This window comes from Brevibacillus sp. AG162 (genome assembly GCF_006715575.1).
In the GTDB taxonomy this organism is placed as follows: domain Bacteria; phylum Bacillota; class Bacilli; order Brevibacillales; family Brevibacillaceae; genus Brevibacillus; species Brevibacillus brevis.
Map to the genome: position 1 here is coordinate 300,888 of NZ_VFNO01000002.1, position 19,357 is coordinate 320,244.

Consider the following 19,357-nt stretch of genomic DNA (forward strand, 5'->3'; position numbering starts at 1 on the left):
CTCGTTTACTTAGCCAGCTCGTAAATGGCATGCGCATATATCGCCATGGCACGCAGCAGGTCGTCAATCTCGGCATATTCATCTGCCAGATGGGCCATGGATTCCTTGCCTGGAAAGAGCGGGCCGAAAGCAACACCATACGGCATGATTTTGGCGTAGGTAGCTCCTCCTGAAGAAAGAAGGGTCGCTGGCTCTCCCGTGTGCTCCTCATACACCCGCGACAAAGTTTGGATCACAGGGTGATCTTTGGGTACATAATGCGACTTGGATGTCCGCAAAGCGGAAATCGTCCAGCCCAGCTCTACTGTCCTTTTCTTCAATTTCTCAACGTATTCTTCACAAAAAACGGTAGCCGGATAGCGTATATTAAGCCGAACTGTCCCCCCCTCGCTGGAATCGTAACGCAAAATCCCCGCGTTGACCGTCAGCTTGCCTGACACTTCATCCTCGCAAGCCATGTGTAGATGGTGACCAAAATAGTCTTCATGCAGGACATCAGACAACATCGCAAGGAAGGATGAGCAGGAGCCACCAAACGGGTAAGGGCGCAAAAAAGTGGCCAACAAGGTTCCCGCATTCACACCTTGGAATGGCGCCATCCCATGAGCTGGCTTTCCTGCGAGCGTGAATTGCAATTGCCCCAGCCCTACCAGTTCCATACGACCAGTTGTGTGATTTTCATTCAGAAACATTTCCCACTCTTCTGCCAATCGAGAAAGGACGACCTCCTGCCGTGCCTGAGAGTCCAGTCTTACAAGAGCGACTGCTTTTTCGGGAACACTGTTGCCTTGATCACCGGAAACAAAAGACGCCAGTTGCCATGCTCCGTTTTGCTCGGGCGGCTCCATGGCTGGAATCGTCAATGTCGGGTTGATCTGTCCCTTCTCGGCATATGTCATTGGAAAGGAGGAATCCGGTGAAAACCCAATCGGCGGGATGCAATCATGCCGGGCAAAATGCTTCATGCACAGCCAGCCGCTCTCTTCATCCGTTCCGATGATCATTCGCACACGTTTTTTCAGTGGCAAGCCTGAATCCTTGACCAGTTTCAGCGCATAGTACGCAGCCATGGCAGGTCCTTTGTCGTCAATGGCTCCCCGCGCATAGATGCGACCGTCGCGAATGCTCGGTTCAAAAGGCGGAGTCGTCCAACCTTCTCCCACAGTGACGACATCGATATGAACGAGGACACCGACCTCTTCCTCCCCGTCGCCAAGCTCGATTGTCCCTGCGTAGCCATCCAGGTTTTTGGTCTGGAAGCCATCCAGCTCACCGCGTGCGAGCATGGCTTCAAGCGCCGCGGCAACACCTTCGCCAAATGGCTTTCCTTCTTTTGCCGTCGTCATGTCTTCGATGCTGTTAATGGAAAGAAAGGATTTCAAATCATCCAGGTACTGCTCTCTTTGCAGAAGCGCTTGCTGCCTCCAGTAATCGCTCATATGCGTTCCCCTGCTTTCATCCGTTGTAGATAGGCAAGAAACGATTCACCTTTCGAGGAAATCTGACTTCCTTGTCTTCCTTTTCCCACTTGAATCAGCTCATCCTGCTGCAAAAGCTTCAGGCGATAGCGCAGCTGTTGCAAGGTAATCGAGTGGCCTCTGTCTTGCAACTGCGCAAGTAGCGTATAGCGTCCACCGCCACCTTGGCCAAGCTCCTGCAAAATAGCCGTGATTTCATCCAGAAATCCTCGTTTTTTATATTCGGTAATGATGATTTCACATTCGTTGTTCAGGCTATCTACGGGCAACGGCGCTTCCGGTATTTCCCGCAGAAACGGCAAATGATATGGATACGCTTCATCCTCCACGACGTGTGCTAAATACTCGATCACATTTTCGAGCTCGCGAATATTTCCAGGCCAGTCGTACTCATGGAGCGCCCGCATCGCTTCATTGGTCAACGTAAACGGCGGGCGGCGCAAATCATAGGAATATTTCTTTATAAATTGATGAGTCAACCACGGGATGTCCTCCCGTCTGTTTCGCAGCGGCGGCAAATGAATCGGCAGGATATTCAGGCGATAATACAAATCAGCACGGAAGGCCCCTTCCGCAATCATCCGCTGCAAGTCTTGATTCGTTGCTGCGATGACGCGAATATCTGTCGGGATGATCTTGCTGCCGCCTACGCGCATAATCTGGCGTTCTTGCAATACACGCAGCAGTCGGTTTTGAATAGCCGTGCTGGCATCTCCGATCTCATCAAGAAAAATGGTCCCTTTGTGGGCCAATTCGAACCAGCCGATATGGCCACCTTTACGAGCTCCGGTAAAAGCCCCTTCTTCATAGCCGAACAGCTCGCTTTCCAAAAGTGATTCCGATATGGCAGCGAAGTTGACCCCGACAAACGGCTCTCTTCTGCGTGGCGAAGCATTGTGGATAGCCTGGGCGAGCAATTCCTTCCCTGTCCCTGTTTCTCCCAACAACAGCACAGTGGAGTTGCTTCTTGCGATTTTGCGGGCAATCTGAATCACTTTTTGTACAGGCGCACTCTCCCCATAGAAATCATCAAATTGGTATTTGGCTACCAATCCTTTGCTGTAAAGGCGCATGCGATAATCATGCTCCAGCTTTTCAATTTCTGCCGCCTGGCGAAACAAGAGCAGACTCCCGAGAAAGCTCCCTTCCATGACGATGTGCATTTTGCGGAAAAAGTAGGTTTTGTTCGCCCAATCTACCAAAACATCCTTGTTCTCTTCACACTGCCGGATCAACTGATAAAAATTCGACGGCAAGCAATTGGACGCCCGCTCACCGACGACTTCATTCCCTTCCATCTGCAACGTATCGATTGCTTTCTGATTGACAAAACGGATGTTTTCTTTTTCATCCATGGCAATCACCGCGTCCTCGATCCGATTGACGATGGCCTCCAAATATTTGCTCAACAGATGCGCATGCTGAATCTCGTTGTTCAGCTCTTTGGTGATATCGACCAACGATTGCATGGCGCGTGCGGTCACCTTTTGGAAATTGCCGTTTTTAAAATGAGAATAGATGGCAAGCCACGTAGATAAATCGATGATCCGATACCCGATATCGACAACTTTGCGAATATGCGGGGGGACATGCTCTGCCTCTCCTGGCGTTACAGCAATCTCGATGTCAGGCGGATAGTCCGCACCTGGATAGTAGGGATACAGTTCAAAATCCATCCCAGAGGCACGCAGCAATTCCACATTTTCTTCAGCAGTCTCCTTGGTGTCACTGACGAGAAGCACTTTCACGCCTTTCGGGATTTCCAGCATGCCGCGCAAATTATGATACGGCAGCATTCGCTTGGCAATGATGATACTGGATTCTTTTGGCACATACGGTTGTACAAGTGGGACGATGCTTTTGGTGGATACAATGACGAGAGCACCGGGCGTGATCGGGCGTAGCGGAAGCTGGTCGACTCGCATCGCCTCGACATGGATATCATCGCCGATTCCCAATTCATGATATTGACTAACGACAGACTGTAGAAACTCATCCATTCTCGCAATAAATATGATCGATTTTTTGTCCATATCAGCCGCTCCAAGATGTAGGGTGAAGACAAGAACGTTACGAATATTCGCTCTTGTCTTCGCTTATTTTACTTATTACTTATTGCCGATTTCTACCCATTTGTAGTCAATCGTGCCGACTGGATGGCGAATGATGCCTTTTATGTTTGGCTGCTCCATAAATACTTTTGTCCCGAAATAGATAGGTACGAGCGGCATATCATCCATGAAAATTTTCTCGGCGTCATGCATGAGCTTGAAGCGCTCTGGCTCGTCGGCAGTGTTGCGAATCTTCTCGACCAGTGCGTCATACTCTTTGTTGCTGTAGTTGACACGGTTTCCAGGATGGTCAGTCACGAACAGCTCAAGGTAATTGACCGGGTCTCCATAGTCGGCAGGGATCGTCGAGCGGGAGAATTGAAGAGTGCGGGCACGCTGTTCTGCGAGGAATACTTTCCACTCTTTGTTTTCCAGCTTCACGTCTACCCCGAGATTTTTCTTGTACATTTCCTGCAAAACTTGCGCGATGGCCTTGTGCGCATCACTGGTGTTATACGTCATGGTGACAGGCGGGAGGGTTGTCCAGCCTTCTTCTTCCATCCCTTTTTTCAGCAGTGCTTTTGCTTGCTCTACATCGTTATCCTGGAAGAAATCCCCGCCCTTTGTGCGGAAATCCGCTCCATCTGGCTCCGGGAAGCCCAACGGCACGTGAGCCATGGCAGGCGTCTGTTTCCCTTGCACCACATTGTCGATCAAAGTCTTGCGATCGATAGCCAGCGCAAATGCTTTCCGAATGTTGGCGTTGGTGAATGGAGGCATTGTGGTGTTCATCCGGTAGTAGTAGATGGAAGCTTCCGTTTCTACCTTTGCTTCTCCAGAATCGATCAACTGTTTCTTCATATCGTTTGGAACGGTCTGGATCATGTCGAGCTGACCTGTTTTGTACATTTGGAATTGCGTATTTTCATCGTTGACCATGACAAATTCGATTCCCGCATATTTGATCGAGTCACGGTCCCAGTAGCCTTCGTTTTTCACCAGTTTTACTGATTGGTCATGAACCCAATCCTCCATTTTGAACGGTCCATTCGTCACGATGCTTGCCGCGCCTTCCGCCCATTTCGGATTGCTCTCCACGACTTTTTTATTCACCGGGAAGAAGGTCGGCTGCGTCAGGATGTGGAGGAAGTAACCTGTTGGCGCCTTCAGCTTTACCTCAAACGTCTTCTCGTCTACGGCTTTTACCTTCACGCCGTCTGCATTTCCTGTTCCTTTGTTGAACGCTTCAGCTCCATCGATGTAATAAGCGAGGAAAGCAGACGGGAATGCATTGTTCGGATCGACAATGCGCTTAAACGCAAACTCGAAATCCTGGGCTGTCACTGGTTCGCCATTCGACCATTTGCTTTCGCGCAGTGTAAAGGTATACGTTTTCCCATCTTCACTCACTGCCCATTTCTCGGCCATGGCTGCTTGCGGCTTGTGATCCTTGTCCAGTCGAACCAAGCCTTCCATTGTGGCATTCAACACTTCGTTGGAAGTACTGTCAAAGCCCTTTGGCGGATCGAGCGAAGGTGGTTCTGTCTTCAGGTTGAGCTTGAGTTTTGCAGCAACATTTGCTTGTCCACCTGTATCTGTGGACGCTTGACCTGCTGTACCTCCTCCTGCTGGCTGTGTCGGCGTTGCCGACTGACTACAACCTGTAATGGCAAGGACAGTGACAAGTGCAGCGGTACTAAGCAGCTTCCATCCTTTTCGCATGTTCATTGCATGTGACCCCCTTTTCTTTTTAAACAACGTTTAGTCTTTGTTGCTTTATGAATAAACGGCACTGCTGGGAATGCCATTTATACACGTAAAGAAAAATCTGTCTTGGCGAGACGAAAGGAAGTCTCGATCCGTCCAACAACGTTGCCACTCATGTTTGTAATGGGCGGGTTAGTATATTCGGCGAGTCTTTCCAAAGGTCCGTCCAAGCCGATTCCCAGTTGACGAAGCACTTCATTGACGACCGGATTGATCGCCCGCGGTCCTCCATCCTCGATTTTGATGGCAATGCCCAATCCTGTTTCTCGATCGCCCAGGCAATACACCGACTCGGCGCCTGCCTTCCCTACAATACGACCGCCAAAGGCTGACATGAGGTCTGTGCAATATCGATTCTCGCCTCCGACCATTTCGGGATGAGCGGTCATCGCATCCGTAATTCGCTGAACGGCTTTTTGTCGCTCTGGATTCTCGATCACCTCAGGTCTCGCCAGCTTGGCGAATGCCCACGCATAATGTGCGAGTGGCAATTGATGGACGGGAACACCACATCCATCTGTCCCGAGCTTGATTTTGTCTTTGGGGTAGCCTGTTATGTCCTCGACTACTTCGAGAATTCGCTGTTGAACCGGATGCTCTGGCAAATGATAGGTAGTTACTTCCTCGCCCATATGTGTCGCGGTGGCGATCATCCCGGAGTGCTTACCGGAGCAATTCGAGAAGACAGGCGTAAGCGGCTTTCCCTCCCGAATCAGCTGTTTGTAGCTCTCCTCGTGACGCGGCACATGTGTCCCGCATTGCAATGCCGCTTCTGGCTGACCTGCTCGCGCAAGCATAGAGAGGGCCCGTGTGCGATGTCGTGGCTCTCCACTATGAGAAGCGCAACAGAGCGAGAGATCAGCCGGCTCAAAACCATACCGATCTGCCGTCCCCGTCTCGATTACCGGAATCGTCTGCAACGGCTTCATACTGGAGCGTGCATAGGTAAGGCGATGGGGATCACCGTACGAATAGAGCAATGTCCCCTGCGAATCAACGACTGCGATATGTCCAAGATGAGAGCTCTCTACCTGTTCTCCCCGATATACGTTAGCAACGACGTTCATAGCAAGTCTCCTTTGAGTGTGAATAGTAGAATGTTTGTACTTTTCTACAGCAAGCAATTAGCGTGCCAACGCAAATGAATGACAGTTAATATTGAATTTTCCGCTATTTTACCCATGAGTAACGAGACAAAAATAGCGAACAACACGATAAATAAGTTAGCCTATAAATAACAATAGGTTGTCCTTTTAGATAATCAGGCTACCTTTATGATCAATAAAAAGAAAAACACCCCTTTTTATGCCGCAATCGGAAATAGGGTGTCCTGAATATACTTTCTCTTATTGTTTGGCAACGCGCTGCATATCCGCGTCGACCATCATGTGAATGAGATCTTCCAGCTTCGTTTTCGGTGTCCAGCCGAGTTCTCTTTTTGCTTTTTCCGGATTGCCCAATAAAATGTCCACTTCTGCTGGCCGATACAATTCCGGGTCGATTACGACGTAATCTTGGTAGTTCAACCCGACATAATCAAAGGCGATTTTGCACATCTCTTCCACCGTCGAAGTTTTTCCTGTCGCAATGACATAGTCATCCGGCTTATCCTGCTGGAGCATCAGCCACATCGCTTCCACGAAATCGCCGGCAAAGCCCCAATCCCGCTTCGCCTGAATATTCCCCAGCCGCAGTTCTTTTTGCTTGTTCGCGGCTATTCTTGCGACTGCATGCGTTACTTTCCTTGTAACGAATTCCAGCCCACGCAAAGGTGATTCATGATTGAATAAAATGCCGTTGGTGCTAAACATCTGAAAGCTTTCCCGATAGTTTTTGGTCATCCAGTAGCCAAACAGCTTGGAGACTGCATATGGGCTTCTTGGATAAAAAGGCGTTTGCTCCGATTGCTGTGGCTCCTGGATTAATCCGTACAGCTCACTTGATGAAGCCTGATACATTTTGATGGCAGGGTCCGTTTCCCGAATCGCCTCCAGAACATGCAGGACACCCATTCCGGTTACTTGCGCGGTCAAAATAGGTTGCTCCCAAGACGAACCGACAAAACTTTGCGCACCTAAATGATACACTTCCTCTGGTTTACATGTCTTCAGCGCACGCGTCAACGACGACACATCCAATAGATCACCGTCCTTGTACTCGACGTGATCGGCGATGTTCAAATACTCTAGCCGCCACCTGTCTACCGTACTACGACGTGGTACCAGTCCTACAACATGGTACCCCTTCTCAAGCAAAAATTTTGCCAGGTAGGCGCCGTCCTGACCTGTGATTCCTGTGAGGAAAGCTGTTTTCATCCGCTTCTACTCCCCTTCTTCAGGCTGTGCCGTAATGTTCATTCCGGTAAGTCCCCAAGTTCTCTTGAGCATCTCTTAAGCTTATGCCGGACCATGTTCATACGTTCAGTTATGAGGGTGAGGGTCAAGAATAGAAGTCCGTAATAAACTAATGAAAGCAAACGGTTGTCATTGCTCAAAGAGGAGGTAGCAGGTGCCAGATGTTTTAAAATGACAAAAAGAGGTGTTTCGACCGTCATGCCGCTCATTACTGTCGTGATTCCAACCTATAATCGGGAGAAGTATCTCCCCACAGCCATCGATAGTGTGTTGAACCAAACGCACAAGGAATGGAAGCTGCTCATTGTAGATGATGCCTCTACTGATCACACACGTGCCATCGTAGAAAAGTACCTCGATGATCCCCGCATTCACTACGTGCTTCTGCCTGAAAATTCAGGGATCGGCAAAACAATGGCTGCTGCTCTGGAACGAATTGACACGCCCTACTTTGTCTCACTTGATTCGGATGACTGGTTCGACGAAAAGACCTTGGAAATTTTGTTGGATGAAATGGAACGCCAGCCCGAAACCACAAACGTCGTGTTCTCCAACACTGTTTTTTGGAAGGAAGTGGGTGACACGCGAGAATTGTCCGAAATCATGCGGCCTCCGCTCTATGAAGATAAGTATTATTACTTGGAAGCTCCGATGGTTTGGCCTCGTTTTTATCGGACACAAGCGGTTCGTGATGTCGGTGGATTTGAATGTGACGATCCGATGCAGGGAAGGTTTTCTCATGACAAGTACATGTTATTAAAATTGATCGGAACAGGTGATATTCACTGGGTCGATGCGAACCTCTATCATTATTTGATTCACGAGAGCAACAATTCCCACACAAAAAACTGGCCGCAATGGACAAAAGCAAGAAAGTACATCCTTACGAAAATCTTGAAACTGTGGGGCGACGAATACGAGCCTGTTTTTGTGTACACACCCGAGGGATGGATCTATGTGAACAAGCTCATTCCGAAAGAAAAGCCTTCCTAACTATTCTGCGACAATCTGCTTAAACAAGGTCAATGCCCGCGCCACAGCTTGATCCATGTTGTAGTATTGATAGTCCGCGAGTCTGCCCGCAAAAAGCACCTGATCGCGTATTTGCTCCGCCTCTTGTTTGTAGAGGCTGTACCGTTGGCTGTTTTCCTTGCGAGGAATGGGATAATAGGGCTCGTTTTCGCCTGGTGAATACGTCTGTGGATATACGAAGGATATGGTTGTGTGAGGAACGACTTGACCTGTGAGGTGCTTTTGTTCGAGAATTCTGGTGAAGTCGTAGTCATTCGGGTAGTTCACCGTTCCCACTTCTTGGTACCATGCCTTTTGATGCGTTTCAAAATGAAAGCGCAGGCTTCGATAAGGCAACTGTCCATGCTTATAGCCAAAAAAGGAATCGATCGGGCCTGTGTAAATCATTCGTTTATACTTGATTTCATCCGCGATTTCTTGATAGTCCGTATTGAGGAGCACCTTTATATTCGGATGGTCGAGCATGCGATGAAACATTGCCGTAAAGCCATGAAACGGAATTCCTTGATACGTGTCCTGAAAATACCGATTGTCCCTGCTGACATACACAGGAACCCTTGCGGAAACAGACGGCTCCAGCTCCTCCGGCTTCAAATCCCAGTGCTTGATCGTGTACCGATAAAATACTTTTTGATAAATGAATTCAGCCAAAAAACCAAGCTCTTCATTAGCACTTTCCCGAAGCTTCAGAATCGGAATCTTCGCCCCGAATCCATATTGACGGATCAGTAAGCTCTCCAGTTTTTGGGCATATTGCGGGGAAAACAAAGCGGACAATGCATTTAGATTGAAAGGCAACGGTATTTTTATGCCATCGACATAGGCCCGTACCTCATGGAAGTACGGCCGCCACTGGGTAAAACGCGACAAATAGTCCCAAACCAGCTTGGAATTCGTATGAAAGGTGTGCGATCCGTATTTGTGAATCAATATCCCCTGCTCATCATAGCAATCATAGGCATTTCCTCCGATATGATTACGCCTCTCTACCACCAACACTTTCTGATCAAGCCCATTGGCAATCCTCTCTGCCAGTGTAGCACCCGTAAATCCAGCTCCGACAATCAGCCAATCCACCTTCATGTTAGACTCACATCCTCCAGTCTTAATGACATCCACTCACTCCCTCATCATTTCATTAATACCCTAGTAAATGATGTCGTACTCTACACGCGGGAGTGAACTCTACATGAATGCAAACTGGTATGAACACTACACACGCTGGAACGAGTGCAAATCCCTCGATCCAGCGCTTCGTCAGCAGTTAACCGCCATGCACGCTGATGAAAAGCAGCTTGCGGATTGCTTCTCTGCTCCGATTGCATTTGGAACCGGAGGCATGCGCGGGGTCATGGAGCCGGGAATAAACCGTATCAATCTCTACACGATTCGCAAAGCAAGCGCAGGGCTGGCTCTTTATTTGCTCGAAACATACCCGGATCTGGCCGTCAAAAAAGTCGTCATCGCCTATGATTCACGGAAACACTCGCAGTTGTTTGCCAAGGAAGCCGCCAAAGTCCTCGGTCAGTACGGGATTACTACATGTATATTCAATCAGCTGACTCCTACCCCTCTGCTTTCCTTTGCCGTACGCCATTTTTGCGCGTGTGCTGGCATTGTCATTACAGCAAGCCACAATCCTCCCGAATATAACGGCTACAAAGTTTATGGCGCAGACGGGGGGCAAATTACGCTCGCGACAGCCGAACGACTGATGGAACATATCGTTGCAGCCGGAAATGAACTCGAAATTACCCCAGCCGATGAGCAAGAGCTGTGCAAGAATGGACTTCTCCACTACATTGACGATTCTCTCTTGCATGCGTATTTGGAAAAAGTAAAGCAATTGCGCGTCCATCCAGACTTCTCTCCTGCGATCCGGGAGCAAGTGAAGATCGTCTTTACTCCCCTGCACGGTACGACGCATGACTCTATCACACGCGGATTGAAATGGTTCGGGTATACACAAGTGAGTGTCGTTGAAGAGCAAGCTGTGCCCGATCCTAACTTTTCGACTGTAGCCTCGCCTAATCCCGAAGAGCCTGAAGCCTTTCGATTAGCGATTTCATACGCCAAAAAGGTGGATGCCGACTTGATCATGGGGACGGACCCTGATGGAGATCGACTAGGTGTGCTCGTCAAAAATCAGGCAGGAGACTACATCGTCTTAACAGGGAATCAACTGGGAGCCTTGCTTCTTCACTACCTGCTGAATACCAAACAAAAAAAGGGGGAACTCCCCTCTAACGGCATTGTATTGAAAACAATCGTCACGTCCGAAATGGGCAGAGCCATCGCGGCAGACTTCGGTGTATCGACTGAAGACACTTTGACAGGCTTCAAATATATTGGCGAAAAAATCGAAGCCTACGAAAAGAGTGGAGCGTACGTCTTCCAATTTGGTTATGAAGAAAGCTACGGATACTTAATCGGCGATTTTGTCCGGGATAAGGATGCCGTACAAACTGCTTTGTTGCTTGCTGACATGTGCGCGTATTACAAAGCAGAGCACAAAAGCCTGGATGACACATTGAATGACTTATTCAACCGTTACGGTCATTATGCGGAAGAACTGATTTCTTTCACGTGCAAAGGAGCAGATGGCATGCAAAAAATATCGGCAACGATGTCTTCCTTGCGCAATCAGCCACCTTCCCATATCGCCTCCCACCCCATCATAGCCATCGAAGATTATGCCAGCAGAATCCGAACAGATTGTCAAACACGTACATCCACACCGCTCACCTTGCCTGCCTCGGATACGATCAAATACTTTTTCCACGACCAGTCTTGGTTTTGTGTCAGACCGTCAGGCACAGAGCCCAAAATCAAAATCTATTTCGGAGTGAATGGAACGAGTAAGCAGGATAGCCAAGAAAAACTTTTCACCTTGAAACAAGCTGTCTTGCAGCTACTCGGACTCTAGTATGGACTAGATTTCCAAATAGGGTCCGGATTGACGGGGATGCCCCCCCTCGACTGCTCCGTAACGAGGAGGATGATACGCTTCTTCTGGTGTTCGTTCAGGAAAACCGGATTGGAGAAGCAAGTCACGTCTTACAAAAAAAGCATTAACACCCTTTGAATCTGTCCCCACCAAGGCATATCCCAAGCTGTTCCCCAAAATGGTCAAGGAACTCAAGCTGGCACCAAAGTAGGTCGTGCCACCCCATTTAAAATCCGGCTGATACACGATCACCATTTTTTGTGGAGGGGGAAAAGACGCATTGTACTCAATGACGACAAGGCGCGGGGTGTAAGCAGAAAGAGCTTGCCATACCCAGTAATCATTGCCGTCGATGTCGATGGAGAGCAGATCAAACTCCTTTGGGACACCATTTTCTTCGAGTAACCGAGCAATATTTTCTTTCGTGGTCAACTCATGCTTGATTTTGAGCTGGGGATAGGCAGCATAGTCGGCAGACATTTTGTGGCAACAGTTCAGGTCGCCTTCCATAGCCAATCCGCTCCATCCATGCTGCGTAACGAGATTTTTTATCATGCATTCCGATCCATCCCCAACTCCGAATTCTACACAATAGCGATTCGTGGTTCCGATTCTCGAAAATATTTCTTCAATGATACCGTCTTCCCCATTTTGGGAATACACTCGCCTTTCATATCGGTTTAACACATCCATTCTTTCCATGCCTCCATTCACAATGACCGTTTTTATGTATCTTATTTTTCATTTTGTGGATATGATTGGTCATTCAATGAACAGGCAGCAAAAAACAGGCTATTCGCATGCATCTCATACAAAATGTTCCCCGTAAGAGGCGCCTGCCGTTTCAAGGCCCTCCTCGGGACATATATTAGGATAAAGTTTACCACTAGGAGCCTATCAGGCATTTTGAAAGACAGAGGAGATGTGTATTGTGAGTTTGCCGATCGTGTTTATTCACAGAGATGATGAGGAGCATGTCAGAATTTGTATGCAACAGGCCAAAACAAGTAACCCGTCTTCTCGTGTCATTTTGATTGGGAGTCCTGACAACAAGCATCTTTGTGGCAATAACATAGAGCATCACCTATTGAGTAAGTACAATCAAAGTGCCAAAACCTTCTCTATTCATTACAAGCACTCCTCGAATGTGGACACCTACGCTTACAATCTGTTCTGCTTTTTGCGCTGGTTCGTTCTGCGTGATTTTATGAGGAGTCAAGGTATCGAGCGCTGTTGGTATTTCGACTCGGACGTGATGCTCTACACGAATATTAGCCAGCTGGACGCCGTAGACCTCACCAATTTTGAGATTGAGTACACGTGGACAACGCCCTGCGAATTGAGCATGCTCGATCAATTATGCGACTACATGACCAAATTTTTCCGCGAGCATCTTCACTACCAAACCCTGCTTGCCTATGCGAAAGAAAACGGAGATGTACCCGTGTCAGATATGGTGCTGTTTGTCTTTTTTCACAATTACGCCCTTCGTCGCAGTGCTACGTATGGCATGATCGCAGCTGGTTTTTTTGACCATAATCTGAACTGTCCATTTCCTCCCTTCACCGCGCAAATCCACAGCCTGGATAATAAAAAGCAAATTTATCAAAAGAATGGTGTTCTTTATGGCAAATTCATAGATAAGGAGGACTACCTCAAGGTTCATACTCTGCATTTTCAAGGACATGCGAAAGGATATATCCCCTACTTTCGCTCACAGAACATCCCGAACACAGATGATTATATGTATTTCGACTATCCGACCTGCAAATGGGTGCGCGCCGAGCCCTGATCCCAATAAAATTCCCTTTGGAAACGAGCTGTGCGCCGTGCCATTTTTTCACGTTTTTCCATATTCATAATATGTTAAGCTGTTCATCCTTCGCTACGAGCATCATGGACAGGGGGGATTCGACTCATGAAGGCATTGATTACCGGAGTAACGGGATTTGCCGGCGGTCACTTGGCTGAATATCTACTGTCGCGGGGAGATGTGGATGTTTACGGCACATTCCGATCCCTTGCCAAAAAGGAGCAGCTAGGGCACCTGATGGACCGCGTGCATATGGAAAACTGTGAATTAAAAGACCCCCAATCTGTAAATGAACTCATCCAGAAGATAAAGCCTGATCTCATTTTTCACCTGGCTGCACAAAGCTTCGTCCCCACCTCGGTGCTCTCGCCTGCAGATACGATGGTGAACAATATTGTGCCACAGTTAAATTTGTTCGAGGCGGTACGCAACCATGCTGTTCCGTGCAAGATTCAAATCGCTTGCTCCAGTGAGGAATACGGTTTGGTTTATCCGGAGGAAATCCCCATTAAGGAGACCAATCCCCTCCGCCCTCTCAATCCATACGCTGTCAGTAAAATTGCCCAGGATTATCTCGGTTATCAGTATCATCACAGTTACGGTCTGGCGATCATCCGTACCCGTACATTTCACCATACGGGTCCGAGAAGAGGCGAAAGCTATGTGACCTCCAATTTTGCCAAACAAATTGCCCAAATTGAGCTCGGTCTGCAAGAGCCAAAAGTACACGTTGGAAATCTCGAAGCGATTCGAGACTTCACGGATGTTCGGGATATTGTGAAAGCGTATTGGTTGGCCATTACGCGAGGCGAACCAGGTGATGTATACAATATATCCGCAGGTACCCGTTATACCATCGAGGACATGTTAAAGACGCTGCTGGCCTTGACTGATGTGCAGGTAGAAATACACGTAGACACCAATCGGTTGCGCCCCTCTGATGTAGACATCGTATTGGGTGACTCTTCGCTGTTTCGAGAAAAAACGGGATGGGAGCCCGAGATCTCTTTCCAGCAAACGATGGAAGATTTATTGAATTACTGGCGCTCTGTACTACGCCAACCTAACAGCTCTTGAAAACGTCGAGTGGATGAGTAGAAAAAATCAGGAGGGAACTTTTTATGTCCATGCAATCCCTTCCTCTCGTAAGTGTCATCACCCCTTCGTACAATCAGGCAACCTTCATCAAACGAACGATCGATAGTGTGCTGACACAAGACTATCCCCATATTGAGCATATTGTGGTCGATGGCGCCTCAACTGACGGTACACAGAATATTTTGCAGCAATACAGCCATTTGGGAGACCGCTTCCGCTTCGTTTCCGAACCTGATCGCGGCCAATCCCATGCGATCAATAAAGGATTGCAAATGGCGCGCGGTGAGATTATCGGTTGGCTCAATTCAGATGATACGTATTTTCCCGGTGCCATTCGAAAAGCTGTGGCAGCCTTGCAGCAGCATCCCGATTGGGGCGTGGTCTACGGAAAAGGGCTGCACATTGATGAGAATGACAAAGTAAAGTATCCGTACATTTGGATGGAGTTTGACAGAAAAAAATTGTTTCATCTCAACCTCATTTGCCAACCCGCTGCTTTCCTGCGCAAGCATGCCTTTGAAGCAGTTGGCGGTGTAAATGAGGAGCACGACTGGTGCATGGATTACGACCTGTGGAACCGTATCTCTTTGCATTATCCCATCGGAACGATACCAGAGTTTTTGGCCAACTCGCGCTTGTACGACGCGTGCAAAACGTTTGTCTATGAATTGGAGCCAGGGTTTTCCGAAATTGTGAAAACGAGTGTCAGGAATCATGGCACAATTTCCAATGACTGGCTCCAATACTACACACAAAAGTATTACCATCTAGGAGCCGTGTGGTTTCTTCGCAAGCTGAAAATGTATCAAGCATTCGGACCTTCTCCCCAAATCGCCGCATCCAACCGCTACTCGGATTCATGGGCTCCCCAAAACTTGCGACTTACCATTCAAGCCTCTCAAGGACCTATGCACGCATTACTGCTCAAGGGAAGCAACAAAAATATTGCTCCTCTTCTTCATTTTCACGTTTTGCGAAATGGAAAACCCGTATACAAATTTCAGGTTACCCATACCAGTTTTCAAATCGTGATCCCGATTACATCCGAAGGCCAGCAATGCGAAGTAAGTATTTTTTGCAGCCAGCAGGTCCTTCAAGACCATCCTGGTAGTCCGGGGGCCAAGAGATCCGTCAGTTACCATCTGGAGGATATCCTCCCTCTTTCGTATGAAGAACACCAATTTTACCAGGCGTTTTCCAAAGGAAAGGCCCATTTAGAAGGTTGGGTAAATCGCAGAGTCCCATCCCCTCGAATTTGATGCGGACGAGAAAGGCAGGTTGACACGAATTGAATCTGGCGAAAAAACGGATTGTGGTTACGGGTGGAGCAGGATTTCTAGGAAGCCACGTCGTTCATCAATTGCGCAAAATGGACTGTACGGACATCTTCATCCCTAGAAGCCATGAATACGATCTTCGCAAAGAACATGATGTGAACAAGATGTTGCAAGATTTCCGGCCCGATATCCTTCTTCACTTGGCTGCCGTCGTCGGCGGGATTGGCGCGAATCAAAAAAATCCGGGTAAATACTTTTACGATAATTTGATGATGGGCACTCAGCTCATGGAGCAATCCCGCTTGTTTGGCGTCGAAAAATTTGTCGCCATCGGAACTATTTGCTCCTATCCCAAGCATGCACCCGTACCATTTCGTGAAGAAGATATATGGAATGGCTACCCTGAAGAAACGAATGCTCCGTATGGCTTAGCCAAAAAAATGATGTTAGTCCAATCCCAAGCTTATCGTGAGCAATACGGGTTCAATTCCATTTATTTGCTTCCGGTGAATTTGTATGGTCCCGGTGACAACTTCGATTTGGAAACATCACACGTCATCCCTGCTATCATTCGAAAATGTGTGGACGCTATTCGCAATGGCGAGAAGAAGATCGTGCTCTGGGGAACAGGCAGCGTCACACGCGAGTTCATTTATGTCGAGGATGCCGCACAGGCAATTATTGCTGCAACCATGAACTATGATCAATCTGAACCAGTCAATATCGGTTCTGGTCACGAAATTTCCATCAAAAATTTAGCCGAACTCATCAGGCAACTAAGCGGCTTTCATGGTGAATTTGAATGGGACGAAACGAAGCCTGACGGGCAACCTCGCCGCCTATTAGATGTGACCAAGGCAAAAGAGCTGTTTGGCTTCGAGGCGCAAACATCCTTACTGGCTGGCTTGGAGAAAACGGTCGCTTGGTATATGGCACATCCTCACGCGCAAGGGAGGATCCCTACATGAGAGTTGGAATAAACCTGATGTCAGTGATTCCTGGCAAAATCGGCGGGATGGAACAGTATGTCAGAAACTTGCTGGCTTACTCGATGAATGCTGGGGACGGCCATCAGTGGTTTCTTTTTTTATCGTCACACAATTTCCATACCTTTGAGGCGCAAAAAAATGTCCGTAAATTCATGGTCCCCGACCGCGGTAATGCACACGCAATGCTTCATTACTGGATCAGTTCCCTGCAGTTGAATTTGTGGTTTTGTCCGCTGCTTGTATTGAATCCTCCCGATGTCACAATCCCTTCTGTTATCAACATTCCTGATATCCAGCACGAATATTACCCGGAGTTTTTCGATGCTCACTCCTTGCGATGGCGGCTGGACAACTACAAATCGTCTGCACAGCGTTGCAGCGCCGTACTGACTCTCTCGGAGTTTTCCAAACAAACGATCCTCCAAAAATTCGGGCTTCCCCCGCATAAAGTCCACGCGATACACCTGGATGCTTCGCGGGAATTTTCCTTGCCGCATAACGAGGCACTCAACCAACAGGTTCTGCAAAAGTATAAGCTGCCCAGTGAATACGGCTTTTTCCCCGCGAATACATGGCATCATAAAAATCACCTGAATGTATTCAAAGCACTCGTGACTTTGCGGGATAAACACAATATACGAATTCCCATGGTTTTCACAGGTTTTGCTCAAGAGGCACATCAAAACGTCATGAATTACATCACGAATAACCAGCTGTGGAACCAAATCAAATGGCTCCATTACGTACCACAGGAAGAAATGCCTTACTTGTATCGGAATGCTCAGTTCCTTTGCTTCCCTTCCCTTTTCGAAGGCTTTGGCATTCCGCTGGTAGAGGCAATGAAGTCCAACATTCCGATTGTTTGCTCTAATGCAGGGAGCATTCCTGAGGTGGTGGGTGACGCTGCTCTCACCTTCGACCCGAATATTTCCGATGATATCGCGGTGAAGCTCGCCCATCTTTATTTGACACCTGAGGCAAGAGCAGAACTGGTTGCCAAAGGCATCCAACAAGCAAAGCATTTTTCGTGGGAGAAATGCGCGCGCGAAACATTGGCTGTCTTTTCTTCCGTCGCACGCTAATGTCTTCTGAAAGGAGGTCATCTTTGTATGTCACGCATGCAGCAAATTCGGGAGACGTGGAGGAAGGAGCGCCGAATCCCGTTTCCCTTAACAGAACAAGAGACTTGGGATTTTTGGCTGTTGGAAGCCCCGACAAACGATTTGAAAAAGTCAAAGATCAAGCATATAGCAAAAACGATGGGCATACGCACCTTGATCGAGACGGGTACGTTTAAGGGCGACATGTTGCAAGCAATGAAAAACCATTTCGACTTGCTCGTTTCCATCGAGCTGGATGAAGCTTTGTTTATAGCGGCAAAACAGAAATTTTCAAGTGACAGCCATATCCATATCCTCCACGGTGACAGTGGAACCATACTGGCCAATCTGATGCACTCTGTCACAACTCCTTGCCTGTTTTGGCTGGACGGTCATTACATTCCCCGCTCAACTGAGGCAGCCAAAGGAAATCTGGACACCCCAATCCTGCAGGAGCTTACCGCTATCCTGCAGCATTCTGTGAAAAATCACGTCATTTTGATTGATGATGCTCGTTGCTTTATTGGTCCCAACCCATTGTTGAAGGATTATCCTACTATCCAGGAGCTACGAGAGTTCGTTCATTCTCTTCGTCCTGACCTCTTATTCGTCGTAGGGAATGACATCATCATGATCTACAATCCACTTGAAGGAGCAACGAATTCTATGAAGAAAGTTGACTTTCACCTGCCGTTTGACAATCAAACCTTTACCGTCTATGGGGATGACTCCGATCAAAGCGTCCTGTTCTTTATTAACTACTTCAAAGGATACTACGAAGACTATGTCATTCTTCCGCTGAAAAAAATCGTACAACCTGACCATATTTGCCTAGACATCGGTGCGAACATCGGTGCGATATCCCTCGCCCTGAGCTATCTCGTGCCACAAGGCAAGGTTTATGCTTTCGAGCCCTCGGATGCCAATTATCCTTATCTTCTGCGGAACCTGTCTGAGAATCACATCACCAATGTCGAACCACTTCAGCTCGGAATAGCGGACCGGAATGGGAACATCCATTTTAATGACGACCCGCGTGGAGGCGGATGGTCTTACATCCCGCATGAACCAGAAGCCGTGGAGAAATCCACTCAATTTATATCATGTGTCAGGCTGGATGACTGGGTAGAACAAAATATGATCTCGCGCATCGACCTCATTAAAATCGACGTGGAAGGTTCAGAAGTCGTGGTCCTGGAAAGCGCCCTGCGAACGCTGAGGCAATGGGACCCGGATGTGATCATTGAATTCAACCCAGAAAGCATTAAGGAAAATTTCGGCAGACATCCACTCGTGCTCTATACACTGCTGGAGAAATTGTTTACCCATCTGTATATTTTCAAGCGGGACAATACAGTGGTAAAAGTGAAGAACTACAATCATTTACTAGATGAAATGAAACCTTACCACGCTGATCTGTTCTGCACGAACAAGACTTTCCTCGATTAAGC

At 48.0% G+C, this 19,357-nt stretch carries 15 protein-coding genes; 8 read left to right on the forward strand and 7 right to left on the reverse strand.

What is annotated here, in order from left to right; all coding sequences use genetic code 11:
• Positions 1 to 5 precede the first annotated feature (5 nt).
• The 5 genes from pepV to gmd form a co-directional block, all read right to left on the reverse strand.
• Positions 6 to 1,439, reverse strand: coding sequence for a dipeptidase PepV (gene pepV / locus FB479_RS06275; protein WP_142063386.1), 1,434 nt, complete (start codon positions 1,437 to 1,439; stop codon positions 6 to 8).
• Positions 1,436 to 3,511: a sigma-54 interaction domain-containing protein gene (locus tag FB479_RS06280; RefSeq protein ID WP_142063389.1), complete on the reverse strand. Its 2,076-nt coding sequence runs from the start codon at positions 3,509 to 3,511 to the stop codon at positions 1,436 to 1,438. The genes pepV and FB479_RS06280 overlap by 4 nt, the downstream gene beginning before the upstream one ends.
• 75 nt (positions 3,512 to 3,586) lie before the next feature.
• Positions 3,587 to 5,257 (reverse strand): peptide ABC transporter substrate-binding protein, encoded by a 1,671-nt coding sequence (locus FB479_RS06285; RefSeq protein ID WP_106655805.1) that lies wholly within the window; start codon positions 5,255 to 5,257, stop codon positions 3,587 to 3,589.
• A gap of 80 nt (positions 5,258 to 5,337) precedes the next feature.
• Positions 5,338 to 6,363: an asparaginase gene (locus FB479_RS06290; protein ID WP_142063392.1), complete on the reverse strand. Its 1,026-nt coding sequence runs from the start codon at positions 6,361 to 6,363 to the stop codon at positions 5,338 to 5,340.
• Positions 6,364 to 6,642: 279 nt separating this feature from the next.
• Positions 6,643 to 7,611 (reverse strand): GDP-mannose 4,6-dehydratase, encoded by a 969-nt coding sequence (gene gmd / locus FB479_RS06295; RefSeq protein WP_142063395.1) that lies wholly within the window; start codon positions 7,609 to 7,611, stop codon positions 6,643 to 6,645.
• 210 nt (positions 7,612 to 7,821) lie between these two features.
• On the opposite strand from gmd, the gene FB479_RS06300 reads away from it, so the two are divergent.
• Positions 7,822 to 8,643 (forward strand): glycosyltransferase family 2 protein, encoded by an 822-nt coding sequence (locus FB479_RS06300; protein ID WP_255438295.1) that lies wholly within the window; start codon positions 7,822 to 7,824, stop codon positions 8,641 to 8,643.
• On the opposite strand, the gene glf is transcribed toward FB479_RS06300, so the two are convergent.
• A complete protein-coding gene (glf, locus tag FB479_RS06305) occupies positions 8,644 to 9,765 on the reverse strand; it encodes a UDP-galactopyranose mutase (RefSeq protein ID WP_142063398.1) in 1,122 nt (373 codons plus the stop codon).
• Positions 9,766 to 9,871: 106 nt separating this feature from the next.
• On the opposite strand from glf, the gene FB479_RS06310 reads away from it, so the two are divergent.
• Positions 9,872 to 11,608 carry a phospho-sugar mutase gene (locus FB479_RS06310; RefSeq protein ID WP_142063401.1) on the forward strand — a complete coding sequence of 579 codons (1,737 nt, stop codon included), beginning with the start codon at positions 9,872 to 9,874 and terminating at the stop codon, positions 11,606 to 11,608.
• 6 nt (positions 11,609 to 11,614) lie between these two features.
• Here the strand turns inward: FB479_RS06310 and FB479_RS06315 are convergent, their stop codons facing one another.
• Positions 11,615 to 12,322 carry a hypothetical protein gene (locus FB479_RS06315; RefSeq protein ID WP_142063404.1) on the reverse strand — a complete coding sequence of 236 codons (708 nt, stop codon included), beginning with the start codon at positions 12,320 to 12,322 and terminating at the stop codon, positions 11,615 to 11,617.
• A gap of 229 nt (positions 12,323 to 12,551) precedes the next feature.
• On the opposite strand from FB479_RS06315, the gene FB479_RS06320 reads away from it, so the two are divergent.
• From FB479_RS06320 to FB479_RS06345, 6 genes are all read left to right on the forward strand, one after another.
• Positions 12,552 to 13,421 (forward strand): hypothetical protein, encoded by an 870-nt coding sequence (locus tag FB479_RS06320; protein WP_255438296.1) that lies wholly within the window; start codon positions 12,552 to 12,554, stop codon positions 13,419 to 13,421.
• Positions 13,422 to 13,547: 126 nt separating this feature from the next.
• Positions 13,548 to 14,519, forward strand: a complete 972-nt coding sequence (locus FB479_RS06325) for a GDP-mannose 4,6-dehydratase (protein WP_142063409.1) — start codon at positions 13,548 to 13,550, stop codon at positions 14,517 to 14,519.
• 44 nt (positions 14,520 to 14,563) lie between these two features.
• Complete coding sequence (locus FB479_RS06330) at positions 14,564 to 15,799, forward strand: glycosyltransferase family 2 protein (protein WP_142063412.1); 1,236 nt, start codon at positions 14,564 to 14,566, stop codon at positions 15,797 to 15,799.
• A gap of 29 nt (positions 15,800 to 15,828) precedes the next feature.
• On the forward strand, positions 15,829 to 16,785 hold the full coding sequence (locus FB479_RS06335) for a GDP-L-fucose synthase family protein (protein ID WP_142063415.1): 957 nt from the start codon (positions 15,829 to 15,831) through the stop codon (positions 16,783 to 16,785).
• Positions 16,782 to 17,888, forward strand: coding sequence for a glycosyltransferase family 4 protein (locus tag FB479_RS06340; RefSeq protein WP_142063418.1), 1,107 nt, complete (start codon positions 16,782 to 16,784; stop codon positions 17,886 to 17,888). Before FB479_RS06335 ends, FB479_RS06340 begins: the two co-directional genes overlap by 4 nt.
• Positions 17,889 to 17,915: 27 nt before the next feature.
• Positions 17,916 to 19,355, forward strand: a complete 1,440-nt coding sequence (locus FB479_RS06345) for an FkbM family methyltransferase (protein WP_106655794.1) — start codon at positions 17,916 to 17,918, stop codon at positions 19,353 to 19,355.
• Positions 19,356 to 19,357 lie beyond the last annotated feature (2 nt).